This is a genomic window from Burkholderia sp. RF4-BP95 (assembly GCF_001521985.1).
GTDB lineage: Bacteria > Pseudomonadota > Gammaproteobacteria > Burkholderiales > Burkholderiaceae > Burkholderia > Burkholderia diffusa.
Genome location: NZ_LOSX01000018.1, coordinates 815,354 through 841,693, shown reverse-complemented (window position 1 = coordinate 841,693; position 26,340 = coordinate 815,354). Strand labels below are relative to the sequence as shown.

The following is a 26,340-nucleotide window of genomic DNA, read 5'->3' as shown; positions in this document are numbered from 1 at the left end:
CCTCCGTTATGGATTCAGTTTCAGGATCGTCCCTTCGACCGTATGCTCGACCGACGCAGACGACGTCACCTTCTTGCTGTTGACGGTGTGACTTTCGGTGCCAGCCGATTCGACGTTGACACCCTGGATCGTGATCGTTCCGTCGCGCTTCATCACGATGCTGGACATCCCGCAGACGAGCGAAAGCTGATCGCCGGCGTTGACGAGCACCTGATGCTGCACGTTCGTCGTATGGTTCGCGCCGACGTTGACGGTGTGCTCACCGCCGACCGTGTGCGTATGGGCGTTGGCAATCGTCGATGTACGTGCACCGATTTCCTCGGTATGCGACGACGCAACCAGCGTCTTCATGTCCTGCGACGTCGTTTGATACATCTGTCCGACATTCAGCGTCTTGCCTTCGCCGATCGTTTCAGTCTTGGCTTTCGCAACCGTCTCGGTATGCATTCCACCAATGGTCGCGTCGCGATTCGCCGCGATCGTCACGGTTTCGTTCTTGCCGACCGTTCGCGTCCGGTTTCCCCCCACCCCATGCGTCTCGTCCACCCCGATCTGCGCGACCCGGTTCTGCCCAATATTCACGGTCTCGTTCTTCCCGACGCTCCGTTGCCGGTTGTTCTTCACCTGCATCGTTTCGTCGTTCCCGACGGTATGCGTATGGTTGTTCCCGACGGAAAGTGTGTGATCGGCCTCCGTCTCCGCGTCGAAATTGCGCTCGGCATGCATCCACAGCTGCTCGGCGCCCTTCTTGTCCTCGAACCGAAACGCATTCGCATGCTCGGTGGTCCCGCCCGGCGACGACCTCGACAACAACCCGCTCTGCGTCGCACTGCCTGGCAGCCCCCACGGCGGCATCTTCTCGCCGTTGTAAACGCGCCCCGTCACGATCGGCTCATCCGGATCGCCGTTGAGAAAATCGACGACCACCTCATCGCCGACACGCGGAATCTGCACGCCACCGAAGCCCCCCCCGGCCCAAGGACTCGACACTCGAACCCAGCATGACGAATCCTGATTGCTCTGCCCGTATCGGTCCCATCGGAACTGCAACTTCACCCGCCCATACTGATCGGTCCAGATTTCCTCCCCCGGCGGCCCGACCACGGTAGCCGTCTGCGGCCCGTTCGTCCGCGGCCGCGGCGTTTCACGCGGCGATCGATAAGGCAGGCTCGATGGCTGCACGAGCATCATCGTCTGATGCACCACAGCCTCCGCGCCCTGATCGCTTGCATACGCGTTCTCCTGGAAACGGTACCGACACCGCACGATCAGGTACTCGCGGTTCTGATCGGCACGCGGGCAATGCGCAAGCGTGAACAGATAGCCCGGCGCGGCGCCGCGCACGTCGGTATCAGCACTCGCCCGCTCATGTTCGGCCTGCTGCTCCTCGAGCCGCACGCGGCTGTAATGCGCACCAGGCGCATCGTCTCGATACCCGCCCGGCCATTCGAACGACGCGAAGCTGTCGTGATCGTGGCCGCGCGGATCGACCTTCTGCGCCGAAAGATCCGCACGCGGCTTCGTATAGTCGTAGTCGGTCGTCTGATGCTTGCCGACGCTCACTTCCTGCGCGGGCAGCCAGCCGTCGATGTGCTCCTCGTCGGCGATCGCGGTGCGATCCTGCGCGATGTACGGGATCGTTTCGTAGCCGGGCAACGCGACGTGCGACGACATCGCGTCGCACAGCACGAGCGTGTGATTGTCGGCCGCGTGCCGGAAATAAAAATAGATGCCCTCGAACTCCATCAATCGCATCACGAACGCGGTGTCGGTCTCGTTGTATTGCACGCAGAAGTCACGCGGCACGTACGCATCGGTCAGCTTGTTTTCGATGGGGAAGCCGTAAGGCGCGAGCACTTCCTGCACGATGTCGGGCACGGTGCGGTTCTGGAAGATCCGGCAATCTGAGCGACGCGTCGCGAGCCACAGCCACGGCCGCACGACGAGTTCGTAACCGTAGTGCCGCTCGGCACGCCGGCCGGCCAGCGTCGCGCGCGCGACGATCCCGTTTAGATAGCGCGTCGACAGGTCCTGCTGCTCGATCCTCACGGTCACGGGCTTGCCGAGCATGTCCTTCAGCGACAGGCTGTGGCTGTCAGCCAGCGCCTCGATCCGGAATTCGAACAGGCGGCCGAGTTCGTCGCTGCCGTCGAGCGTGTGGAACTTCAGGTCGTCGCCGTGCGGGCTGTCGAGTGTGAATACGCGATTCACGTCGTTCCCTCCTCGTCGAACCGGTAAGCGAATTCGCCGCCGGCGGCGCTCACCTCGATCGACGCCAGCGTGCGGCCTTCGAGCGTGGCCTCGAGGATCGCGCGGCCGATGCGCGGCATCACGGTATGCGTGAGGATCGCGTCGACCATGCGGCCGCCGGATTCGATCGTCCGGCAGCGCGCGACGATCAGCGCGGTCGCCGAATCGGTGCAGCGCAGCCGGATCCCGTGATGTTGGTCGATCCGCTTCTCGAAGCGCCGCAACTGCAACTCGACGATGCGCGCGAGCGTCGCATCGGTCAGGGGGTAGTAAGGCACGACGGTCAGCCGGCCGAGCAGCGCGGCGGGGAACACGTCGAGCAGCGGCGCGCGCAGCGCATCGGCAAGCGTCTGCATGTCGGGCAGGCGCTCGGGGTCGCGGCACAGCTGCATCACGCGATCGGCGCCGACGTTCGACGTCAGCAAAATCACGGTATGCCGGAAATCGATGTCGCGCCCTTCGCCATCTTCCATCCAGCCCTTGTCGAACACCTGGAAGAAAATCTCGTGCACGTCGCGATGCGCCTTCTCGATCTCGTCGAGCAGCACGACGCTGTACGGCCGGCGACGCACGGCCTCGGTGAGCACCCCGCCCTGCCCGTAGCCGACGTAGCCGGGCGGCGCGCCCTTCAGCGTCGATACCGTGTGCGCCTCCTGGAATTCGCTCATGTTGATCGTGATCGCGTTGCGCTCGCCGCCGTACAACGTGTCGGCCAGCGCGAGCGCGGTCTCGGTCTTGCCGACGCCGGACGGCCCGCACAGCAGGAACACGCCGTGCGGTTTGGTCGGGTCGTCGAGCTTCGCACGTGCGGTCTGAATCCGTTCGGCGATCAGTTCGACCGCATGGTGCTGGCCGACGACGCGTTCGCCGAGCGTCTCGGCGAGCTTGAGCACGGCCTGCGTCTCGTCGCGCACCATCCGGCCGAGCGGTATGCCGGTCCAGTCGGCGACGACGGCGGCGACCGCATGCGTGTCGACGGCGGGCAGCACGAGCGGTGCGTCGCCCTGCATCTCGGTGAGCGCCTGCTGCGCGGCGGCGAGGCGCGACAGGACATCGGCGCGTGCGTCGCCGGTGAGCGCGCGCGACGGCGCGTCGTCGAGCAGCGCGGCGCGCGATTCGACGATCGAGGCCAATGCGTCGCGCTCGGCTTGCCAGCGCGTATCGAGCCGATCGAGCTCCGTCTGCACGGCGGCAAGCTCGGCATCGATCGCGTCGCGCCGCGCGGTGTCGCCGCTGCCGAGCGCGCACTCGCGCGCGATCCGTTCCCGCTCGACGCGCAGGCCGTCGATGCGTCGGCGCGCATCCTCGATCGGCGCGGGCACCGCGTGCTGGCTGACCGCAACGCGCGCGCAGGCCGTGTCGAGCAGGCTGATCGCCTTGTCCGGCAACTGCCGCGCGGGAATATACCGATGCGACAACGTCACGGCGGCCTGCAGCGCATCGTCGAGCACCAGCACGCGGTGGTGGGCTTCGAGCTTCGCGGCGAGGCCGCGCAGCATCGTCACGGCGGCTGCCTCCTCGGGTTCGAGCACGTGGACGAGCTGGAAGCGCCGCGTCAGCGCGGGATCCTTCTCGATGTACTGCTTGTACTCGGACCACGTGGTCGCGCCGATGGTGCGCAGCAGGCCGCGCGCGAGCGCCGGTTTCAGCAGGTTCGCGGCGTCGCCGGTGCCGGCCGCCCCGCCCGCGCCGACGAGCGTATGGACTTCGTCGACGAAGAGGATCGTCGGCCGCTCGGACGACATCGCTTCGTCGATCACGCCGCGCAGGCGGCTCTCGAATTCGCCCTTCACGCTCGCGCCGGCCTGCAGCAGCCCGATGTCGAGCAGGTACAGCGCGACGTCTCGTAGAGACGGCGGCACGTCGCCGGCGGCGATGCGCAGCGCGAAGCCTTCCGCGACGGCGGTCTTGCCGACGCCGGCCTCGCCGACCAGCAGCGGGTTGTTCTGCCGGCGCCGCAGCAGGATGTCGACGATCTGGCGGATCTCGGCGTCGCGCCCGACGACGGGGTCGATCTCGCCTGCCCGCGCACGGGCGGTCAAGTCGACGGCGAAGCGCGCCAGGGCCGCGCCTTCCGCGGCTGGCGCACCGCGCATCGCGGCGTCGCCGGAGCCGGTGCCCGAGCCCGGATCGGCACGCGCAGCCGGTTGCGCCTCGGGCGAACCGTCGACGATCGATGCGAGTTCGTCGGCGAGCACGTCGGGCACGATGCGCTCGAACTCGCGTGCGATCGCGTACAACACGTTGCGCAACTGCGGCGTCTTCAGGATCGCGAGCAACAGGACCGCGCCGCGAATCCGCGACGCGTCGTATTTCAAGGTCGCATAGACCCACGCGCGCTCGACCGCGTCGTCGATGTGCACGGACAGGTCCGACACCGATCCCGCGCCACGCGGCAGCCGATCGAGCGACGCGACGAGGCCGCGCTCGATCGCGGCCTCGTCGATCTCGAACCGGCGCAGCACGCGCTGCAGGTCGCCGTCGGGCCGCTGCAGGAGCTGCTTGATCCAGTGCGCGAGCTCCACGTATGGATTGCCGCGCAGCCGGCAGAATCCGGTCGCCTGCTCGAGCGTTTCGTAGAGGAGCGGGTTGAGCTTTCCGAACAGGTTGACGCGGCCGATATCGGACATGACGGTTCCCGTTTAGGCGGTTTCGCGATGAGGGACGGCGCCGGTGCGCGGCGGCCCGCCACGGCGCGCGTCGTAACGGACGACGAGATCGCGGGCGGGCCCCGCGTCGAGCCGCTGCCCGAGCCACGCAGTACGGCCGAGGCCCTGCGGCGCGCCGAGCGCGATCGCGGGCACCGCGTCGGCCGCCAGTTCGAGCTGGACGTCCCAGTCGAACTCGATGCCGACGTATTCGCGCACCCAGTGCGCGAGCTGCCGCGCGTGCGGGCCGCCCGGCAGGAAGCGCCGGTATGCGTCGAGCGACAGCGGCCCGAGCACGATCCGGAAATGGGACTGCGCGTCGCGCACCGCGATGCCGAGCGCGACGCCGCCGACGCGCAGGGTCGGCCGCGTCGCACGGATCACGCAGCGCTGCGTGCGCTCGATCGCGACCCAGCGCGGCACGTGCTCGACGATGCGCGCATCGACGCCGAAATGGCTGCTCAGGATCTGCACGAGCCCTTCCGGGTTGCGCGTGTGCCGCACGAGATGACCCGCGTGGAAATAAAGCGCATGCGGCGCGAGCGTGTCGGCGGCCGTGCGTTCCGCATCGGCCTGCGCGGCCGGCCTGTCGTCATGCGCGGCGCGCCCGATGAGGCTCGCGACATACGCGTCGAACCGTGCGCGCCCGGGACGATCGAGGCTCGCCGTCGGTTGCGCGTCGGCCCATGCACGGTAGAACAGCAGGATCAGCCGGTGATGAAACAGGTCCGCGAATGCGGCGAACGTCGGGTCGTCGTGCTGGGCCGCGCGCTCGTGCGCGTATTCGGTCAGGTGGGTCGGCAGCGGACCGTTCGGCCCGAACAACCCAAAACCGTGGATCGCGATGCGCGGCCGCGTGGCGCCGCCGTCGCCATCGTATGCGCCGGCCACCATCGACGCCGCGAACGCGAGCGACGGCTGTTGCCCGAGCCGCACCGGTTCGTCGCGCGGCCGCGCGGCATGGCCGAGCGGTGCGCGGCCGGACGACAGCGCATCGAGCCAGCGCAACGCCTGGAACAGGTCGTAGCCATGCGGCGCGGCGCGCAGTCGCGCCCACCACGCATCGCGGCGGGCGGATTCGACGGCCGATCGAGCGCCGGGTGGCGTGCCGTGCTTCATATCGCGGGCCGCCGGCCGATGCGCGCGGGCCAGTGCGCGAGCGTGCCGCGTTGCACGCTGGTCAGCACGCATTCGGCGAACGCATTGATCGAAACATGCCGCGCGAAGAACTGTTCGAGCACCGCGCCGAGCAGGAACGGGCTGTCGCCGGAAAACGCATGATCGTCGACGGTCACGTCGACCTGCACGCCGCGTCCGAACATCAGCGGGCCGAGCGCCGGCAGCCGCCGGAACACCGGCGAGAACGCGACGCGCCGCACGCCGTCGATCTGCCGGCGCATCGCGGCATCGGCCGGGTCGGCGTGCAGGCCGAGCAGCTCGCGTAGTGCATGTGCGCCCTCGTCGTCGTCGAGATCGGTCAGCGTTTGCCGGGCGAGCCCGAGATGACGGACGAGCCGCCAGGCCGTCTGCGCGTCGGCGATCGGCGGGCGCGGGCGGGACGGGCCGCGAATCGCGACGATGCGCTCGACGGGCGCCGAAATGCGCAGCGTGAACGCGTTCGCATCGCCCGGCGGCAGCAGCAGCGCGAGGTCGCGGTTCGTGCACAGCGTGTCGACGGACAGATAGCGCATCGTCTCGTCGTACGGCGCGCACTGGCTGTCGACGAGCGACACGTAGGTTTCGCTGCCGACGTAGCCTGTGCGCGTGCCGTTCGCGCGTGCCTGCGCGGACACCAGTCGAGGCTCGCGCCGTACCGTGTAGTACGCGCCGTAGTTGCCGTCGTCGCGCGCGAACGACGCATGAAACGGCCGGAATTCGCGCGACTGGCCATCGTCGCGCTGCTCGCTCGCGAGCCGCTGCACGGCATAGACCTCGTGATCGAGCGGCCGGCTGCGGTCGACGACGACATGATGCTCGCGCGCGCCCGGCTGCAACAGGATCCGGTCGCCGCGACGTGCGAACAGGTTCACGGCCGGTGTGCAGTTCAGCGCCAGATGTCGCGCATCGACGGCCGCTTCGAGCGCGGCGTCGTGGCGATCGAACAGCACGGTCAGCTCGCATTCGTCGCCGGTGGCGCGCGCGAGCGCGGCGCGCAGCCCGCCGATACTGAAGAACAGGAAGCGCGCCGGAAACGCGAAATACTCGCGCAGCAGCCGGTAGCCGTGGAAACTGCGCCCGTCGTCGGGCAGGATCGCCTGCGCCGGATCGAAGCCCTCATGGACGATCGCATCGGCGTCGAGCGTATGCAGCCAGCGCGGCGGCTGCCCCGGGTCGTGGCAGACAGCGCCGAGCGCATGCGCGGCGATCAGTTCGAGCAGGTGCAGCGCGTCGCGTTCCGAGCCCGCGAGATGAAAGGTCAGCCGCTCGAGCGGCAGTTGCGACAGCCTGGCGCCGCCACGCGCCTTGAGCCGGATGCGCAGCGCGCCGCGCACGTCCTGGCGCGCAGGCACGGCGCCGCGCGGCAGCCACGACGGCGCGCCGGTGACGGCCGCATCGGTCAGCTCGAGCGGCCACAGCGTCAGGTCGTGCGCGGTACGGAATTCACATGCGGTCTGCTCGGACGCGGCGGGCCGCGCGCGCAGCGCGGTGCCGGCCGGCAGCCGCCAGCCCTGTGCGAGGCTGCCTTCGTTGAGCATCGGCGCGAACCGCACGATCGCCATCGACGGCAATGGCGCGAGATAGCCCGGATACACCGCGTCCAGCAGCGCCTGCGTGAAGCGCGGAAACTCGGCGTCCATCTTCAGCTGCACGCGCGCGGTGAGAAAACTGAAGCCTTCGAGCAGCCGTTCGACGTACGGATCGGGCGGCCCGGATTCGGTGAGCCGCAGCCGCGCGGCGACCTTCGGAAACTGCTGCGCGAATTCGTCGCCGAGCTCGCGCAGGTACGCGAGTTCGCGGTTGTAGTAGTCGAGCAGGCGCGTATCCATCGTGTCAGTTTCCCGCCGCCGACCGCAGCGACATCGCACCCGTCTCGAGATCGAGGTCGGAGCGCAGCACGAATTCGACCGGATGCGGGATCGACCACAGCGTGCCGCGAATCTCGAACAGCAGCACGTTGTGACGCCGTTCGCCGGCACGCCCGTCCGATGCATCGGCGACGCTGCGGACCTCGACGCTGTCCGGCGCGATGCGTGGCTCGAAGCGCACGATCGCGTCGCGGATCGACGCCTCGACCGACATCCGCTCGACGCCCGACATCGGCTTGCCGACGAGCGGCCGCATCCCGTAGTTGAGCACCGAGGCCTGCGCGTACGCGAATGCGGCCCAGTCGACGAAGCCGTCCTCGGCATTGCGCGTATTGAGCAGCCACGCGAGATCGCGCAGCACGGCCGCACGCAGGCGCTCGGCGCCGACGCCTTGCGTGCCGGGCGGATCGGCCGTGCGCTGCGGCGCGTCGTCGGTCAGCCGGTCGAGCAGCGCGGGCTGCAGCCGGTCGCGCACTCCGGCGTGGCGGCCGGCGTGGGCTTGCGGGTCGTCCATCGTCATCGCTCCGCCGTCACATCTCGGTGTTTTCCTTGATGTTCCAGCCGACCGACACTTCGGCGCCCTTGCCGCCGTTGTCGTTCTGCTGCCAGTACTGCTTCTTCACCTTCGCGGCCTGGAAGCCGTAGTGCATCATCAGCCGGTCGGCCGCGTCGCCGGGGTCGATGCCCGCGACCTGCGCGGACGTGACGAGCACTTCCTGCAGCGTCACGCGCATGAACTCGACCTGCGTGCCGCCGGTCTTGCACGCGGAGATCTCGACCTTCGGCAAGTGCTTGCCGCTCGCGCAGTTCTTGACGATTGCCGGCGCGCCCTTGTCCATGTACGCGGCCACGACGAGATCGTTGAAACTCGCCTTGCCCGCGTTGCCGCCGCTGCCGCTCGCCATCGCGCCCGGCTGGCTCGCGCCCCACGTGAACGATTCGATGTCGGTCCAGCCCTTGTGCTGCGCGTCCGCCGATTCGCCGGTCACGCCGTCCACCTTCATAAACATTGCCACGCCCATTGCCGTCTCCGTTTCGGTGCGAAATCACGTTGAATGCCGTATCGAATGCCGCGTGCCGCTCACTCGTTCGCCGCCTTCGCCGAAGGCAGTCGCGAGATGAGCCGCAGCGATACGGTGAGCCCTTCGAGCTGGTAATGCGGTCGCAGGAAGAATTTCGACGTGTAGTAGCCGGGGTTGTCCTCGACCTCGTCGACGACCACCTGCGCGGCCGCCAGCGGCTTGCGCGCCTTGGTTTCCTGGGACGAGTTCACGGGGTCGCCGTCGACGTAGTTCATGATCCAGTCGTTGAGCCAGCGCTCCATGTCGTCGCGCTCGCGGAACGAGCCGATCTTGTCGCGCACGATGCATTTCAGGTAATGCGCGAAGCGGCAGCACGCGAACAGGTAAGGCAGGCGGCCGGACAACCGCGCGTTCGCGGTCGCGTCGGGGTCGTGATACTCGGCCGGCTGGTACAGCGACTGCGCGCCGATGAACGCCGCGAAATCCGAGTTCTTCCGGTGCACGAACGGCATGAAGCCGTTCTTCGCGAGTTCGGCTTCGCGGCGGTCGCTGATGGCGATCTCGGTCGGGCATTTCTGGTCGACGCCGCCGTCGTCGGTCGGGAACGTATGGCTCGGCAGCCCTTCGACCGCCCCGCCCGACTCGACGCCGCGAATCGACGAGCACCAGCCGTACAACTTGAACGAGCGATTGATGTTCGCGGCCATCGCGTAAGCCGAGTTTGCCCACGTGTAGCGGTCGTGATTCGCGGCGTCGGTGTCTTCCTCGAAGTCGAATTCGTCGACGGGATTGGTGCGCGCGCCATACGGCAGCCGCGCGAGAAAACGCGGCATCGCGAGGCCGACGTAGCGCGAATCCTCCGACTGCCGCAGGCTGCGCCAGCCCGCGTATTCGGTGTTCTGGAAGATCTTGGTGAGGTCGCGCGGGTTCGACAGCTCCTGCCACGAATCCATCTGCATCAGTTCCGGCGACGCGCCCGCGATGAACGGCGCGTGCGCGGCCGCCGCGATCTTCGACAGCTCGCCGAGCATCTCGACGTCCGGCGGGCTGTGATTGAAGTAGAAGTCGCCGACGAGGCAGCCGAACGGCTCGCCGCCGAACTGCCCGTATTCCTCCTCGTAGATCTTGCGGAACAGCGGGCTCTGGTCCCACGCGACGCCCTTGTAGCGCTTGAGCATCCGCGCGACCTCGTTGCGCGACGCCGGCAGGGCCTTGATCTTCAGCAGCTCGTCGGTCTCGGTGTGCGTGACGAGGTAATGCAGGCCGCGCCATGCACCTTCGAGCGTCTGGAATTCGTCGTGATGCAGGATCTGGTTGATCTGCTCGGACAGCTTCCGGTCGATCTCCGCGATGATCTGCTTCACGCTGCCGTATGCGTCGGTCGTCATGCCGACCGTATGTTCGAGCGCCTGCTGCGCGAGCGTGCGCACCGCGCGCTCGACCGATTCGCGCGCCTCGGCGGTCTTCGGCTTGAACTCCTTCTGCAACAGCGCGGCGAACTCGCCGTGCGCGACGGCCGGCTGCGCGGCGTCGCGGGTGTTGCGAGTTTCTGCGCGGGACTGGACGGGGTCATTCATCGCGGGCCTCCGGTTGGGTCGCGTCGCCGGCCTGCGCGTCGGCGCGCGGTTCGCGCACGAGCGTCTTCAGCAGGTCGGGATCGTTGATCGCGCGCTCGATCAGTTGCTCGGCGCCGTGCTTGCCGTCCATGTACGACAGCAGGTTCGACAGCTCGGTGCGCGCATCCAGCAGCCGGCGCAGCGCGTCGACGTTGCGCGCGATCGCCGCCGGCGAGAAATCGTCGATCTGCTCGAACGTCATGTCGACGTTGAGCATCCCTTCGCCCGTCAGCGTGTTGGGCACCTGGAACGCGACGCGCGGCGCGACCGACTTCATCCGTTCGTCGAAGTTGTCGACGTCGATCTCGAGGAATTTGCGCTCCGGTAAATCGGGCAGCGGCTCGGCACGCTTGCCCGCCAGGTCCGCGATGACGCCCATCACGAACGGCAGCTGCACCTTGCGCTCGGCGCCGTAGGTCTCGACGTCGTACTCGATCTGCACGCGCGGCGCCCGATTGCGCGCGATGAACTTCTGTCCGCTGCCTGCCGCCTTGGTTCTGTCCGTCATCGTCCGCTCCTTCACATCGATCAGATTGCGTGTACGTCGCCGCCGCCGGGCGGCTTGCCTCATTCGCTCCGCTCGCCGCTCAGCAGGTCCAGCTTCGGCAGGCTCTCCGGAGCGAGATCCCGGATGATTTCGTAGAAGTCGAGCGCGAGCAGCCGCTGCGCACGCCGCAGCAGCAGCGGCGCCGGGTGGCTCGGCTCGTGCAGTTCGAAATAGCGGCACATCTTGTCGATGCCGAGCCGCACGTCGTCGCGGCTCGCGACCTCGGCATCGCGCCAGGCCTGCCCGTTCGGCAACGCGGTCGGCGTGGACGCGGCGTGCGCGGCGCCGGATGCGGCCGGCGCCGCCGGAATCGAACCGTCCGCCGGCCGTGCCGCGTGCATCGGCTCCGGCTCCGGCTCCGGCATTTCGTGCACGATGCGTTGCAACGCCTTTTCCGTGTCGCTCGCATCGGGCGACCATTCGCTGCCGAGCCGGTCCGTGACGTGCGCGCGGATCGCGTCCAGCGCACCCAGCACCGCGCGCACCGCGTCGATCGGCACGCGGCCGTCGTCGCCTGCGGTCGACAGCGCGGCGACCAGGCCGTCGCGGCTGACTGCGGCCGGGCCGCCTGTTTCGTCGCGGCCGTCGAGCGCGCGTTCGGCGTCGCGCACGCTCGGGCCGCCGTCGAACAGCGGCTGGCGCCGCGCCGCGCGCGCGCATTCGTGCGCGCCGGCGACATCGGCGAGCGCGTTCATCCGCAATGTCGGATCCGGTTCGCCATCGGCGTCGAGGCGCGGATGCAGGTCGTCCCACCAGCGGCCGATCAGGCCGGCGACGACCGCGAGCCCGTCCGCGTAGCCCGGGATGCCGTGCTGCTCGGTCCAGCTGCGCGCGAGATACGCGGCGACACGCAAGTCCTTCGTCCGCTCGCCCAGCGCGAGCGCAAGGCGCTCGACCGCGCGCCAGTCGGGCGTCTCGGCCGGAATCACGGTGTCGCCGTATTGCTGCTCGGCGCGCGGTGTCGCCCGCTCCTGAAGCTGCAGGAAGTCGGCGTCGTATTCGAGGTTCGGACCGCACGGGGCTTCGGGCGAGACCTCCGCCAGCAGCCGGCCGATCAACTCGGCGCGCGGCGTCGCGGCCGGCAAACCGGGCGACGGCGAGGACAATGCGGCGGCAGCCAGCGCCGCCTGGCTGACGTCATTCGAATGCATAGTCGATGTTGACCGGTTTGCTGCCGAAGTCGATCGCCACGGTGCGGTGCAACGGCGGCAGCGAGCCGTTGCGGATCTCGATCTGATAGACGCCCGGTGTCAGCGACACCGAGCGCAGCGGCGGGCTCGCGCCGCGCCGTGCGCCGTTCACGTACACGTCGCCCCACGGACGCACGTTGAAACGGACCTGGACGGTCTCCTGTTTCGGCGGGCGCTGCTCGACGGCCGGCGCGTTGATCGCGGCAACGGCCGTCGCCGCTTCCGATGGCGACGCCGGCGCGGGCACCGGTGCGGTCGACGGCGGCGCAGCGGCCTCCGACGGCGGCACGTTGACGACGCGCTCCGATGTGTCGAGGCTGCCGGCCGGTGCGATGGTCGCGCTCGAACCGGCTTGCGACGGCGTGACGCCGGCGATGTCCGTGGCGGTCGTCGCGACCTGCGGCGCGGGAATGGCCGCCCCCGCAGCGGGCGTGCTGGCCGGCGCGGCGGCCAGCGAGGGAGGCGGCACCTGCGCGGACGATCCGGCCGGCAGGCTCGACGGCGGCACGACGATCGGCGTCGGGCCGCGCTGCGCGAGCATCGTGTCCGACGCCGCGCCCGAGGACGCAACGCCCGCCAGCGGCTGGCTTGCGCCCGCATCCGGTTCGCCCGCGACTTTCGCGGGACGCGACAGATAGGTCGCGGCGATGCCAACGACGATCAGGGCTGCCAGCGCGCCACCCACGTAGGTCTTCGTGCGCCGGTTGCCCGCCGCGATGAACGATGGGCGGCGCGGCGGGCGGATCGGAGGCGGTGCACCCGGCGACGGCGTGGATGTGGAGGCGCCAGCAGCGCCAGCAGCGCCAGCAGCGCCAGCAGCGCCAGCAATCGGCACTGCCGTTCCGTTCAGGTTTCCTGTATCCGTTGCACGGCCCTGCCCGCTGTCCGCCCCGGCGCTTCCCGATCGCATGCCGGCATCGTCATGCGCTTCAGGCGTCGAAGCCGATCGCTCGTCGTTCGCCCCTTCCTTTGCACGCCCCTCATCACCTTCACGTCCGTCGGATCGCCCGGTTTTCGCGGAAGCCGACAACGCCTGCGATACGGATGACGAAGCAGTTGCAGACGTGGGCGAAGTCGATGAATCCAGGGCTTGCGCAGCCGCCGTCGACGCCAAAGGCCCGCCATCGTTCGGCTTGTCGCCAGCCCTGGCGGACGCGGTAGACGGCGTATCGGAAGTGCTCGTCGGGCCTTCAGCCCGCTCAGGTTGCGACGACCGCACATCCGGTGTTGCATCGCCCGTCACCGCAGCCGCCCCCGAAACACCGGAAGCCACTTTCCCAGCTCCGCCGCCCCCGGCATCGGCGGCCGGCGGCACAACGGCCGCACCATACCCGCCGCCCGTGCGGTCGAGATCGCGCAACCCGAGTTCCGCCGCGAACGCCGCGACCGACTCCGGCCGATCCGGGATCCGCAACTGCAACGCGTGATCGATCGCCGCGAGGAACGCCGGGCTGTACACCTCGCCGGCCGGCAACTCGCGCGACGCGAGCGGCCGGTACGTGTCCTTGATGCTGCGCACGACGGCCGCGGGCGGCAGTTCACCGGTGATCAACGCGTGCATCACCGCGCCGAGCGCGTAGAGATCGGTCCACGGCCCCTGGCTGAACGCGGGGTCGTCGGTGTACTGCTCGATCGGCGCGTAGCCGGGCTTGATCATCATCGCGCCGTCGTCGACGAGATCGCCGATTCGCTTGCGCGCCGCGCCGAAGTCGAGCAGGATCGCGCTGCCGTTCGGGCGGATCAACACGTTGTCGAGCGCGACGTCCCGATGGAAGCACTGCGCGCGATGCAGCGTGTCGAGCGCGCCGAGCAGCGCGCCGACGATGTTGCGCAATTGCGTCTCGCTCATCCGCGCACCGCCGTCGAGCAGTTGCTTGAGCGTGCGCCCCTCGTAGAACGGCATCACCATGTATGCGGTGCCGTGGCTCTCCCAGAAATGCAGCACCTTCACGAGCCCCGGATGGTCGAATTGCGCGAGCAGGCGCGCCTCGTTGAGGAACGCGCCGCGTCCCGCGTCGAACGCCTGGGCGAACCGCTCGGAGCGCAGCGACACCGTGTAGTCGCCGCCGCGCGTCGCGAGCATCGACGGCATGTATTCCTTGATCGCGACCGCGCGCCGCAACGTGCGGTCGAACGCGCGATAGACGATGCCGAAACCGCCGATGCCCAGAACCTCGTCGAGCTGCAGCTCGCCCAGGCGATGACCGAGCGGCAGCGGCCGCACCGTGAATTCGGGCGCGTCGCTGCGGGTCGCCGTGTCGTGCTCGTTGTCTCTCGATGAAGGGTCCTTCATGTCTACCTCGCGATACCGCATCCGTATTGCCTGCGTTGCCTGCCGCCGACCGCCGACCGGCACCGTCAGCTACCGCCGAACAGCGTCAGGAACAGCGCGTTGTCGAGTGCACCCGTATGCGCATGCGTGCGCAGCGGCGAGCCGTCGGCGCGATTGGTCCACCAGAAGCTCGTCCCGCCGTGGGGATCGAAATAACCGGACAGCCCGGGCCACGCGGCGAGCGCCGGTCGTTCGGGCAGCGTCGCCGGGATCGTGTCGACCACTTCCGCCATCGGCCCGCCGCCCGGCGCGAGCCGCACGCGGTCGAGCGTCTCTTCGAGGTCGACCGGCGCGCGCGCATGCCGGATCGCATCGAGCAACGCATGGCCGATCTGCCAGTAGAACGCGTCGGCGGCGTCCGGCAGCCCGTTCCAGTAGTCGGCCGCCGGCATCGGCAACGTGACGATCACCGGGTAGTAACGCCCGACGCGGTCGCAGCTCGGCGCGAGACAACCTGCCTGCACGCACGACGCGCCGGCGCCCGCCGGCACCAGGAAATTCCAGACCGGCGCGACCGTGTAGTGGCGCGCGATCTCGTCCGGGCCGCGCTGGCGCATCGCGGCCATCCCCTGCTGAAGCCAGCGTTCCCACCACTGCGCGAGCGCATGCGGCAGCCGGCTGTTCACGAAGTCGCCGGCGCCGGGAATCTTTCCGTACCAGGCCGGGGCGTCGCCGTCGGCGCGCGTGAGCGGCGGCAGGCGGCTCATTGCTTCGGAGGGCATATAAAGGACTCCATCTGGGGCAGCCTGAACGGATTGCGGACACTGCCCGCATTCACCTGCAGCACGAGCGGTTTGCCGTCGACGGTGAAGCGCGCGACCATCTGGTCCCACCCGCGCCCGGCCGACACGGCCGCGCGGTCGAACAGCCGGTGCAGCGCCCATGGCCCGTTGGTGGTGAAGCCGTCGGTCGCGCCGGCCTGCCCCGACACCTGCAGGCGCACCTGGTTGCTGCCGCGCGTGCCCGGCCAGTCCACCGCGCTCTGCACGAGCGGGCCGTGCGCATAACGGACGATCTGGCCGTCGACGTCGAGCACCATCTCCGTGAGCGACGGGTCCATTTCGAGCGGCTGGATCTGCACCTTCAGTTGCGCCGTGCGTGCACCGCCGCCGAAATACACGTCGCGGATCACCGCGGCCTTCTCGAACGACGAAAGCATCGCGGCGGCGGCCGGATCGGCGTCCGCATTGCGGTTCGCGAAACGCCACGGGTGCGACGTCGTATCGACGATCGACTGCAGGTTCTTCTGGAAGAAGTCGTCCATCAGGCCGCCCGGCGCGAACATCTGCGCGAAATCCGCCGGTGCGACGTCGCGCGACGATCCGCGCGCGAACGGATAGCGGCCCGCGATCGCCTGCCGGCAGAAATCGCCGACGTTCGCGCCGGCCCGCTGCGCGACGCTGCGCTGCTCGACGGTCGCGACGCTGCCGTTCGCGACGTTCGACAGGTCGTCGAGCACTTCACGGAATGGCGTGGGCAGCCGACCGGCCTGCGCGCGCAGCCGCGCGGGCGCGTCGGACGGCGGCGGCTGCGCGCCGCTGCGCAGCGCATCGTCGGTGGCCGTCAGGTACGTATAGAGCGCGTCGATCGACTTCAGCACCGCGTCGAACGCCTGCGCCTGGTCGCCGCTGCCCGGCGCGAACGCGCGCAGCCCGGCGAAGTGGCTGTCGACCACCTGCTCGGGGCTCGCGGGCGCCGCGGCTGACGGATTCGCGTCGCTCGCGCCCTGCCCCGCGAAGATCTGCGACAGCGAACTGCGCGCCTCGTCGACCTTGTCCTGCGCGCGCGACGCGAGATTGCGCGCGCCGCCCGGCGCATCGCCGAGCGCCGTGTCGCGCGCGAGCGCGATCATCAGCCGGGTGAGCGGCGAATCCGCCGACGACAGCGCGCGCGCGACCTGGATGCTCTGCGCGAGCGTCGCCGTGCGCTGCAGCTTGATGTCGGCGAGATAGTCGTCCCAGATCTTCAGATAATCGTTCAGGTACAACTGGCGGATGTCGCGCGCCCATGCGGCGGCGTCGTTCGGCCCGGGGATCTCGGACAGCCCGAGATTCAGCACCCACACCTCCTCGCGCCCGTATGCGTCGACCTCGCCCGCGAGGCGCGGCGCGAACACGTTCCGATAGCCGTTGCGCGTATACAGGCCCGGCACGCCTTCCGACAGCGGCTTGCCGCTCTGGCGGCGGAACACGAGCGACGCGTCGGGCCCCACCGCGCGCGCGACGCTGAAATCGAATGCGGACGTCGCCGGCCGCAGCGTGCGCGTGAGCTGGCGATACAGCCGCTGCGAGAACGGCACTTGCCGCAGCCGGTCGCGCACGTCGGCCACGAGCCGCTCGTTCATCGGATACGGCGACACGGCCACCCGGTTGCCGAACAGCGCGGCGAGATGCGCGCGCAGCGCCGAGCGTTCGGCCGGCGAGAAATCGGGCGGCAGCGAGCGCTCCATTTCCAGGTCGACGACGGCCTGCACGAACGCGGGATCGTAATGCGCGCTGTCGTACAGCATCAGGTAGGCCTTCAACGCCGCATACGCGTAGTCGGTTTCGTCCGGCCGCGCATCGCTCAGCGCGGCCTCCATCCGGCGCGCGGCGATCGGCAGCAGCACGTCGTCGAGCGCGCGCCGGTACACGGCGTCGACGGCCTCGTCGATCTTCTCGCCTTGAAACAGCCCCCAGCGGTACGCGAGCGGCGGATGCGAGCGGTCGACGCCGCCGGCATTCGCGAGCCCGCCGAGCGCATCGAGCACTGGCAGTAGCCGCGCGATGTCGGCCGCATCCGAGAACTTCGCGCCGGCGATCTGCGCATCCACGGCGGGCACCTGCTGCGCGATCCGGTCGAGATACGCGCGATTGTTCGCATAGCTGCGCAACCAGGCGGCCAGCACGACCACGCTCGCGAGCGCGAGGAGCGCATAGCCGGCGATCTGCAACACGCGCCGCTTCTGATGCCAGCGCAGGTCGCTGCCGGCGAGCGCGGCTTCGCGGAAGATGTGCTCCTGCAGCAGCGACTTCAAGAAGAAGCTGCGCCCGGTCGAGCCGACCTGGGCAACCGGCGGCACGCCCTCGATCTTCAGGAAGCGCTTGATACCGCTCATCACGCGGTCGAACGCGGTGCCTTCCTGCGTGCCGCTCGTCAGGTACACGCCGCGCAGCATCGGCATCGGCTCGAAGCTCGACACGGAAAACACTTCGGCGACGAACTGGCCGAGCATGTCCTGCAGGTCGGCGACCTGCTGCGGCAGCAGATACGCCATTTCGCGCTGGCGCGCGTCGGTCTGTGTCGCGAGCAGCTCGGGCAGCCCGTCGTTCAGCCGCTGGTGCAGAAGCCGGTATTCGCGGTCGAAGGCGGCGCGCAGGTCGAAGCCCGGCGCCTCGCTTTGCGCGAGCGGGAACGTGAAACCCCACACCTGCGCGCATTCCGCGCGGCCGAAGCCGCCGAAATACTCGGCGAAGCCGGCCAGCAGGTCGGCCTTCGTCACGAGCAGGTAGACGGGAAACCGGATGCCGAGCTGGGCGCGCAGCTCGAGCAGCCGCTTGCGCAGCACCATCGCGTGCTGCGTGCGCTCGGCTTCCGACGCGCCGACCAGGTCGGCGACGCTGATCGTCAGCATCGCGCCGTTCAGCGGCTGGCGCGTGCGGTACTTCTTCAGCAGCTCGACGAAGCCTTTCCACTCGGCTTCGTCGAGTGCGCGGTTGCCTTCATGGGTCGTGTAGCGGCCGGCCGTGTCGATCAGCACCGCGTCGTTCGTGAACCACCAGTCGCAGTGCCGGGTGCCGCCCACGCCGCGAATCGCGGCACGGCCGAACTGCTCGGCAAGCGGAAAACTGAGCCCGGAATTGACGAGCGCGGTCGTCTTGCCCGAGCCCGGCGCACCGATGAACACGTACCACGGCAACTGGTACAGATACTGGCGCGACATCCGGTCGAACCAGCGCGCCAGCCCCTTGCGCGCGGTGTCCGCCTGCCCGAAGCGGACCTTCTTCAGCAGCGCCGCGGCCTCGTCGAAGCGGCTGCGCAGCTCGTCGAGCTGGGCCTTGGCCGGATCGTCGGCGTTCGCCGGCCCGGGCGCGGCCTCGCGCAACTGGTTCAGCAACTGCGCGTTCAAGCGGCTTGCGTGCCAGCTTCGCCACGCCACGCGTGCGCCCCACGCGGCGAACAGCACCGCGATCGTCGCCGCGCGCGCCCAGCCGCTCTCGAGCGGGCGGATCTCGGCGAACGCGAACAGCGGCCCGGCGAGCCACACGAAACACGCGAGCACGACGAGACCGGCGAAGGTCCAGATCTCTCGCGACGGCAACGGCCGGACGAAACGCGCGACAGCCTGGTTCATGTCAGTGCGCTCCCTGCGTCGCGCCGACGGCGGCACTGCCGGGCGCCGGCAGCAGCGTGATCTCGACGCGCCGGTTCAGCGCGCGGTTCGCGGGCGTATCGTTCGGCGCGACCGGATCGAGCGTGCCGCGCCCCTCGGCCGCGAGTCGCTCCGGATGGTCGAGGCGCGCGGCGATCATGCCGCGCACGGCCTCCGCGCGCTCGCGCGACAGGTCCCAGTTCGACGCGAAGCGTGCCGTGTGCACCGGCGTGTCGTCGGTATAGCCGGTCACGCGCACGTTGCCGGGCACCTGGTTGAGCGCATCCGCGACGCGTGCGAGCACCGGCGAGTAACGGTCGATCACCGACGTCGAGCCGGACTTGAACAGCCCGTCGCCGCGCAGCACGATCACGCTGCGATCGGCGTCGTCGCGCACCGACACGAGGCCGGCCGCGATCTCCGGCGCCAGGAACTTGGCGACGCGCGGCGCCGCCGCCCGGCGCGGCGGTGCCTGAGCAGGCTGCAGCTTCGGCACGTGCAGCGCGTCGATCGACGCGAACAGCCGGTCGGAATGCCCGGCCAGCGCGATGCGCAGCCCGACGAACGCGCCGAAGCCGATCAGCAGCGCAAGCGCCACACAGACCCAGAGCGGCACGACGAAGCGACGCGACACGTCGCGCGTGACGACGTCGCGCCAGTGCGGCGACAGCGCGGGCTCGAATTCGCCGCGCACCGAGCGAATCGTGTGAGCCAGTTGCCAGCGCAGCGCGTCGAGTTCCGCATGACCGTTGTCGAGCACCCGATAGCGGCCCTCGAAGCCGAGCGCGAGGCAGAAATACAGCAGCTCCAGCAGGTCGAGGTGCTGGCGCGGCTGTTGGGACAGGCGTTCGAGCAGGTGGAAGAACTTCTCGCCGCCCCAGGTTTCGTTGTGGAACGACACGAGCAGGCTGTGCGACGACCACACGCTGCCGCCCCACGGCGTCAGCGCGGCTGCTTCGTCGAGCGCCGTGCACAGGCAGTAGCGCGCGCCGATGATCGCCTCCGACGGCACGCCGGCTTCCTGCGCGCGCGCCTCGAACTGACGGATCTCGACGACGAGGTGCTCGCGCAGCCATGCCGGATTCGGATGATGGACGGTCGAGCGGATCTGGGGCACGAGATTGAGCAGCGGGTTGGCGGCCGCGACGAGCGGATTCGTGCCGCTCGCGGCCCAGCGGCCGGGGCGCGGCTGCGTGGCCGTCGGCCCGGCCGCGCCGGACGCGGCCGATGGATGCATGCCGCCCGGATTCGGCGGCACGAATCCGCCTGCGCCGGCGGAAATCGAATCGGAGGAAGAATTCATCGCGCTGCCCCGCCCTCACCCGCGAATCGCCCAGAACTCCATCGAGAGCCCCGGAAATTCGCCGGCGAAATGAAATGCGAGACCGCCGGAGCGCGCCAGCTGCTTCCACAGCTCGCTGCCCTTGTCGATCTCGAAGTACGTATGCCCCGCGTGATACGGGATCTGCCGCGGCGCGACCGGCAACTGGCGCATCGTGATGCCCGGCAGCTGCAACTGCACCAGGTCGCGGATCCGCTCAACCGGGCCGAGCTTCGCCTGCGCCGGAAACCGCGCGCGCAGGCTGTCGGCCGGCACGTCCGCGCGCACGGCCAGCACGAAGCCGGCCGTGTCGCGCAGCGCGGGATCGGCGAGCGTCGCGACCCGGATGCCGTTGCCCGCGTCGCGCAGCTCGATCTGGATCGCGTTTTGCTCCAGCACCGTCGACAGCGACCGGCGCAGCTCCGTCATCAATTCGGCGAAGCTCGTGCGCAGGTCGTCGTGCACGTAGACCGCGAGCGATTGCGGGCGCCGGCCGGCCGCCGTGAACGTGCTGAGGTCGCATGCGAGCTTCAGCCAGTCGCGGAACAGCGCCTCCGGATGCGTCGCGACGTCCTGTTGCGCGTGCCAGGTCAGCGCCAGATAGCGGTTCACCAGTTGCAGCAGCAGGAAATCCGCGACTTCCGATACGCCGCCGCGCCCCGGCTCCGACAGGCGCTCGGCCAGCGCGTCGCTGCGCTGCGTCAGCAATCCGTGCAGCTCGCGCGTGTATGCCAGCAACGCCGCGTCGCGCTGCGCGACCAGGCGCGGCGGAATGTAGCCGTCGTCGACGAGCAGCCGCGCGTCGGTGCGCCGCTCGACGATCCGCACGACGCCGAGCGCATGCCAGTCGCCGGTCAGCTCGGTGTCCAGCATCAGCCGGACGTTCAGGCGCCCCGTTTGCAGCAGTGCGGGGCCGAGCGCGACCGCGTTCGCATCGGCCACTTCGTATTCGCGGACGACGTAGCGCGCGACGTCCGCGCCGCCGTTGCCGCTTGCGTTCCCGCCGAACGACACCTCCTCGCCGCCGCCGCGCCACAACGGCAGCGCGAGCACGACGAGCTGGTCCTTCGCATCCGGTGGCACGTCGAGCGGCTCGGGCAGATCGTCGGGATGCGACAGGTCGAACGGCGTGCCGTCGCGCATCACGCCCGCCGCCGCGCGTAGCGCGACCTTGCCGAGCGCGAGCTGCTCCCGGTCGATCTCGAGCGTGTCGAAGCCCCAGTAGAAGCCCTGCAGCGGCAGGCAGCGCAGCGCGACGTAGCGCTCCCAGTGCCGTTCGAGCTGCTGGAAATGCTGCGGCCGAAGGAACATCCCTTCGGTCCACACCACGCGCTGGCGCAGTGCGGCGACCGGCGTCGCGGACATCGTCGGTTCGGTCATGGGCGCCCCCGCGTGTCGTTCAGCGCGAGACCGCCGTTCCTGACCGCGATCGACAGCTTCAGCTCGCCGGGCGACGTCTGCCAGAACTTGTATACGTTGAGCTGCTTCGCGCGCGGTAGCGGCACCGTGAGGCGCCAGCGGTTCTTGTCGAGCATCCGGTATTCGGCGATCACGCCGACCGCGCCGGCCTCGACGTTGCCGCGGTAATGCAGCGTGCGCGACTCGCCCGGGCGCAGGATCACGCGATCGGTGCCGAGCAGGTCCGCGCCGAGGATGTTCTCGGGCTTGTCCTGCAGCGAGAAGAAGTCGGCGCCGTCGAACGCCGATGCCGCGCGCAGCTGGAACACCTTCAGCACGATCGGCGAAGGCTTGCGGTTGAGGTCCGGATTGACGTCGGGCGCCACGTCGACGGTGATCGCATACGGCACCGCGGCGGCGCGCTCGGTGGCGCCGCATCCGGGCAACAGCAATGCACATCCCAATACGATGAACCCGCTCGACCGCCAGCGCATATTTCATCCTCGCAGCGCAATAATTCCCCCGTCGATTTCCGTACGCGAAACCGACACCTCCAATTAAAAGGGGACAATTAATTGACCGGTAATTATGTGACTTGCATATCCTTCCGCTTAAATTTCACTCGGCAATTTATTCTTGCAAAAAGACGGGTCAAATCGCCAATTATGGAATGAGATCGAAATTGGGGAAATGGCGATGAATTGGATTGATTTCCGTCATTTTGAAAAGGCGCGTTAATCCGACCGGTTCGCCGCGGCGGCCCGGTTCTATTGCAGGTTCACTTGCGGTATGGACGTTGAACCCAAGCCTGACGGCCGTCGGCGGTCGGTGGCTACGCCCTGCGGGTCGTGTCACGCTGTTTGCGTTGCCCGAACGGAGGGCCGGCTTTTCCGATCATTGACCGGTGCCGGGCAAACAACTGACGAATCCCAAAAAGCACAGCGAACTATAGAATCGATTTTATGGATTAACAAGTCGAAAACCCGGAATCGATTTGAGTGAAAACTCGGGCGCAATTTCCAAAATGAAACAAAACGTAACGACGACATCGCCCGCCCCGATTGGCACTAGAATCCAACAGCGCTTGTGCACCACCCTCCAATAACGCAAATATTTCATTTCAGAATGAAAGGCCGTTCATCGATCGTGATTTTCCTCGGCGCCTTGCTGCTGGGAATCGGCGGGTGCAGCACGTCCCCCACGCAATCGGCGGCGCGCGCCGCGGTCGACAGCGCGCGCGCGGCGTACGGCGCCGGCGACTACGGACGCACGATCGCGGTCCTGAGCCGAGCGAAGGAGATCGACGGGGCCGATACCGACACGCAGGTCACCGCGCACAAGCTGCTCGCGTTCAGCTATTGCGTGACGAACCGCATCGCGCAGTGCCGCGCCGAGTTCTCGAAGATTCTCGACCTCAACCCGCGCTTCGACTTGTCCCCCGCCGAGAAGGGACATCCGATCTGGGGGCCCGCGTTCGAGTTCGCGCGCCGCAGGCATGCGTCGTCATCCTGACCGAACCGGAATCCCCGCCAGCGTTTCCTTACCGAGCGACGTATGACATGCAACTGATCGTGATCGAACATGCCGGCGAGCCGGTCGAAAGCGACACCTACGACGCCGTCGTGTTCCACCCGCCCGGCGGCACCATCGGCCGGGCAACCGACAACCATCTCGTGCTGCGCGACGACACCCGGCAGATTTCCCGGCTGCAGGCCCTGTTGCAGGTCGGTGACGATGCGTGCCTGCTGAAGAACCTGAGCAGCGTGTCGACGATCGAGGTGAACCGCGAGCCCGTCGGCTATGCACAGGAGCGCCCGCTCAATACCGGCGACATCATCCGCATCGGGCCGTACGTGCTGCGTGCCGAGCGTGACGACGGACATGACGCGCCGGTCGTCGACATGCCGACCGCCTCCAGCGCGAGCGCCGACCCGCGAGGCACGTCGGGAACCGCCGCACACGCGCACGTCGACGCGAAGACGACCGGCAACCGGTTGTGGGGCCTGCTGCAGGATCGCCTCGCTCCGCGCGGCAAGGCAGCGGACGCCGGCACGCGATCCGGCACGGCGGCGCGCAGGGAGGCGGCGCAGCCCGCGAGCCGCGCCGCGCCGGCCGCGCCGTCGCCACGCGACCTGAATCAATTGTCGACCGACCCGCTCGACTTGTTTGTACAGTCGTCGCCCGATATCGGTGGATCGGGTTCGACGTCTCCGCCCGAACGCGGCGAGGCGGATCGCGGCGCGTCGTCGTCCGCGACGCAAGCCGATCATGCGCCCGAGTGGACGCAGCACGTGCGTGTGCAACCGGCGACGGCGCATGCCGAGCCACGTCCCGTCGATGAGCCTGCACCGCAGGCGAACCGCGTGCCGACGCCCGACGAATTGCTGAACGCGTTCTTCGAAGGCGCCGGACTCGATACCGCCGCCGAATCGCATCAATGGTCGGCCGAACAGCTGTACATCGCGGGGCAGTTGCTGGCGCTGTTCGCGAACGGCACGGTCGAGCTGCTGTCGTCGCGCAGCATCCTGAAGCGGGAGGTGAAGGCGCACATGACGATGCTGCTCGATCGCGAGAACAATCCGCTGAAGCTGCTGCCGGACGGCGGCGCCGTGCTGCGCCAGATGTTCGGGCTGCCGCTGCCCGGCTTCATGTCGCCGCAGAGCGCGGTCAGCGACGCGTTCCAGGATCTGCACGCGCACCAGATCGGCATGGTCGCCGGCATGCGCGCCGCGCTGATGGACCTGCTGACGCGCTTTTCGCCGCAACGGCTGCGCGAGCGCGACGATGCGATGCGCTGGTACGAGAAGCGCGTGCCCGCGCTGTACAAGGCGAGGATGTGGGACCGCTACGCGGCGACGCATCGCGACACGGTGTTCGCGATCGAAGACGATTTCGCGTCGGTGTTCGGCAAGGCGTTTCTCGCCGCGTACGACGCGGAGGTGGAAAGCTATCGCGGCAGCAGCCGGCATTGAGCGGCGGGCGTCGCAGGTCCCGTGCGCGGCGGGAACGACCGACATTCCCGGGCGAAGCCGACCGCCAGCGACGCAGAAACAACAAGGCCGGGCAGAACGCCCGGCCTTCGGCAACGCTACCCCGCGTGCGCACCGCACAACGGGCGGCACGCGCGTGGTCGAACGGTCGTCAGACCGCCATCACCGTCACCGACTTCGTGACGAGATACGGCTCCAGCGCTTCCGGCCCGCCTTCCGACCCGTAGCCCGAATCCTTCACGCCGCCGAACGGCATTTCCGGCCACGGCGTCGCGGGCTGGTTGATCCACAGCATCCCGACTTCGAGACGCTGCGTCAGCAGGTGCACGTTCGCGAACGAGCGCGTGAACGCATAGCCGGCCAGCCCGAACGGCAGACGGTTCGCTTCGGCGATCGCGTCCTCGAGCTTGTCGAAACCGCGGATCGCCGCGACCGGGCCGAACGGCTCGTTGTTGAACACGTCCGCTTCGAGCGGCACGTTCGCGATCACGGTCGGCGCGAAGAAGTTGCCTTCCGAGCCGATCCGTTCGCCGCCGGTCTCGATGCTCGCGCCGACCTTGCGCGCGTTCTCGACGACCGACGCCATCGCGGTCAGCCGGCGCGGATTCGCCAGCGCGCCGAGCGTCGTGCCTTCCTCGAGGCCGTTGCCGATCTTCAGCCCCTGCGCATGCTGGACCAGCGCGCGCGTGAATTCGTCGCGAATGCTGTTGTGCACGAGGAAACGCGTCGGCGAAATGCACACCTGGCCGGCGTTGCGGAACTTCGCGCCACCGGCGGCCTTCACCGCCAGCGCGACGTCCGCGTCCTCGGCGACGATCACCGGCGCGTGGCCGCCCAGTTCCATCGTCGCGCGCTTCATGTGCTGGCCCGCGAGCGCCGCGAGCTGCTTGCCGACCGGCGTCGAGCCCGTGAACGTCACCTTGCGGATCACCGGGTGCGGAATCAGGTACGACGAGATTTCCGCCGGATCGCCGTACACGAGACCGATCACACCGGCCGGCACGCCCGCGTCGACGAACGCGCGCAGCAGCGCGGCCGGCGACGCCGGGGTTTCTTCCGGCGCCTTCACGAGGAACGAGCAGCCGGTCGTGAGCGCGGCGCTCAGTTTGCGCACGACCTGGTTGACCGGGAAATTCCACGGCGTGAACGCCGCGACCGGACCGACCGGCTCCTTCACGACGGTCTGCTGCGCGCCGAGATTGCGCGGCGGGACGATCCGGCCGTACACGCGGCGGCCTTCGTCCGCGAACCATTCGATGATGTCGGCTGCCGACAGCACTTCGACACGCGCTTCCGTCAGCGGCTTGCCCTGCTCCTGCGTCATCAGCTGCGCGATCGTGTCGGCGCGCTCGCGCACCAGCGCGGCCGCCTTGCGCATCGTCGCCGCGCGCTCGTGCGCGGGCACCTTGCGCCATGCTTCGAAACCGCGCTGCGCCGCGGCCAGCGCGCGGTCGAGATCGGCGATGCCCGCGTGGGCCACCTTGCCGATCGTCTTGCCGGTCGCCGGGTTCACGACGTCGATCGTCTTGCCGCTCGCGGCGTCGACCCACTCGCCGTCGATCAGCAGTTGTGTATCCGTATAAGTCACGTTAGCCATCCAGACACCCCAGTTTTGCGTCGATAAAACGCGCGCTGCCGCGTACGGCCGC

At 68.8% G+C, this 26,340-nt stretch carries 18 protein-coding genes; 2 read left to right on the top strand and 16 right to left on the bottom strand.

The window, feature by feature from the left end:
• Positions 1 to 6: 6 nt before the first annotated feature.
• The 15 genes from tssI to tssJ all read right to left on the bottom strand — a co-directional run bounded on the left by tssI (position 7) and on the right by tssJ (position 22,195).
• Positions 7 to 2,211: a type VI secretion system tip protein VgrG gene (tssI, locus tag WS46_RS08355; protein WP_059690095.1), complete on the bottom strand. Its 2,205-nt coding sequence runs from the start codon at positions 2,209 to 2,211 to the stop codon at positions 7 to 9.
• The gene (tssH, locus tag WS46_RS08350) at positions 2,208 to 4,880 is read right to left on the bottom strand and encodes a type VI secretion system ATPase TssH (RefSeq protein WP_059690094.1); all 2,673 of its coding nucleotides are present in this window, start codon (positions 4,878 to 4,880) and stop codon (positions 2,208 to 2,210) included. Before tssH ends, tssI begins: the two co-directional genes overlap by 4 nt.
• Positions 4,881 to 4,892: 12 nt before the next feature.
• Positions 4,893 to 6,017, bottom strand: a complete 1,125-nt coding sequence (tssG, locus tag WS46_RS08345; protein WP_059690093.1) for a type VI secretion system baseplate subunit TssG — start codon at positions 6,015 to 6,017, stop codon at positions 4,893 to 4,895.
• Complete coding sequence (gene tssF / locus WS46_RS08340) at positions 6,014 to 7,885, bottom strand: type VI secretion system baseplate subunit TssF (protein WP_059690092.1); 1,872 nt, start codon at positions 7,883 to 7,885, stop codon at positions 6,014 to 6,016. Before tssF ends, tssG begins: the two co-directional genes overlap by 4 nt.
• 4 nt (positions 7,886 to 7,889) lie before the next feature.
• A complete protein-coding gene (tssE, locus tag WS46_RS08335; protein ID WP_059690229.1) occupies positions 7,890 to 8,438 on the bottom strand; it encodes a type VI secretion system baseplate subunit TssE in 549 nt (182 codons plus the stop codon).
• 16 nt (positions 8,439 to 8,454) lie between these two features.
• The gene (locus tag WS46_RS08330; protein WP_059525502.1) at positions 8,455 to 8,946 is read right to left on the bottom strand and encodes a type VI secretion system tube protein Hcp; all 492 of its coding nucleotides are present in this window, start codon (positions 8,944 to 8,946) and stop codon (positions 8,455 to 8,457) included.
• A 59-nt stretch (positions 8,947 to 9,005) separates the two neighbouring features.
• Positions 9,006 to 10,523 (bottom strand): type VI secretion system contractile sheath large subunit, encoded by a 1,518-nt coding sequence (gene tssC / locus WS46_RS08325; RefSeq protein WP_059690091.1) that lies wholly within the window; start codon positions 10,521 to 10,523, stop codon positions 9,006 to 9,008.
• Positions 10,516 to 11,070, bottom strand: a complete 555-nt coding sequence (gene tssB, locus WS46_RS08320) for a type VI secretion system contractile sheath small subunit (RefSeq protein WP_059525499.1) — start codon at positions 11,068 to 11,070, stop codon at positions 10,516 to 10,518. The genes tssC and tssB overlap by 8 nt, the downstream gene beginning before the upstream one ends.
• A 59-nt stretch (positions 11,071 to 11,129) precedes the next feature.
• The gene (gene tssA, locus WS46_RS08315; protein WP_082725272.1) at positions 11,130 to 12,260 is read right to left on the bottom strand and encodes a type VI secretion system protein TssA; all 1,131 of its coding nucleotides are present in this window, start codon (positions 12,258 to 12,260) and stop codon (positions 11,130 to 11,132) included.
• Positions 12,247 to 14,592 (bottom strand): serine/threonine-protein kinase, encoded by a 2,346-nt coding sequence (locus WS46_RS08310; RefSeq protein ID WP_059690090.1) that lies wholly within the window; start codon positions 14,590 to 14,592, stop codon positions 12,247 to 12,249. The genes tssA and WS46_RS08310 overlap by 14 nt, the downstream gene beginning before the upstream one ends.
• A gap of 65 nt (positions 14,593 to 14,657) precedes the next feature.
• On the bottom strand, positions 14,658 to 15,353 hold the full coding sequence (gene tagF, locus WS46_RS08305) for a type VI secretion system-associated protein TagF (protein ID WP_082725271.1): 696 nt from the start codon (positions 15,351 to 15,353) through the stop codon (positions 14,658 to 14,660).
• Complete coding sequence (gene tssM / locus WS46_RS08300) at positions 15,335 to 18,964, bottom strand: type VI secretion system membrane subunit TssM (protein WP_059690088.1); 3,630 nt, start codon at positions 18,962 to 18,964, stop codon at positions 15,335 to 15,337. Before tssM ends, tagF begins: the two co-directional genes overlap by 19 nt.
• A 1-nt stretch (position 18,965) precedes the next feature.
• Entirely contained in the window at positions 18,966 to 20,285 is a 1,320-nt protein-coding gene (locus WS46_RS08295; protein ID WP_059690087.1) for a DotU family type VI secretion system protein, read from the bottom strand.
• Between the two features lie 15 nt (positions 20,286 to 20,300).
• Positions 20,301 to 21,683 carry a type VI secretion system baseplate subunit TssK gene (tssK, locus tag WS46_RS08290; RefSeq protein WP_059690086.1) on the bottom strand — a complete coding sequence of 461 codons (1,383 nt, stop codon included), beginning with the start codon at positions 21,681 to 21,683 and terminating at the stop codon, positions 20,301 to 20,303.
• Positions 21,680 to 22,195, bottom strand: a complete 516-nt coding sequence (tssJ, locus tag WS46_RS08285) for a type VI secretion system lipoprotein TssJ (protein WP_059690085.1) — start codon at positions 22,193 to 22,195, stop codon at positions 21,680 to 21,682. The genes tssK and tssJ overlap by 4 nt, the downstream gene beginning before the upstream one ends.
• A 631-nt stretch (positions 22,196 to 22,826) precedes the next feature.
• Between tssJ and WS46_RS08280 the strand changes: the two genes are divergently transcribed.
• Together WS46_RS08280 and tagH are read left to right on the top strand one after the other, a co-directional pair.
• Complete coding sequence (locus WS46_RS08280) at positions 22,827 to 23,213, top strand: TssQ family T6SS-associated lipoprotein (RefSeq protein ID WP_059525484.1); 387 nt, start codon at positions 22,827 to 22,829, stop codon at positions 23,211 to 23,213.
• Positions 23,214 to 23,260: 47 nt separating this feature from the next.
• The gene (tagH, locus tag WS46_RS08275; protein WP_059690084.1) at positions 23,261 to 24,673 is read left to right on the top strand and encodes a type VI secretion system-associated FHA domain protein TagH; all 1,413 of its coding nucleotides are present in this window, start codon (positions 23,261 to 23,263) and stop codon (positions 24,671 to 24,673) included.
• A 169-nt stretch (positions 24,674 to 24,842) separates the two neighbouring features.
• On the opposite strand, the gene WS46_RS08270 is transcribed toward tagH, so the two are convergent.
• On the bottom strand, positions 24,843 to 26,288 hold the full coding sequence (locus WS46_RS08270; RefSeq protein WP_059690083.1) for an NAD-dependent succinate-semialdehyde dehydrogenase: 1,446 nt from the start codon (positions 26,286 to 26,288) through the stop codon (positions 24,843 to 24,845).
• Between the last annotated feature and the right edge of the window lie 52 nt (positions 26,289 to 26,340).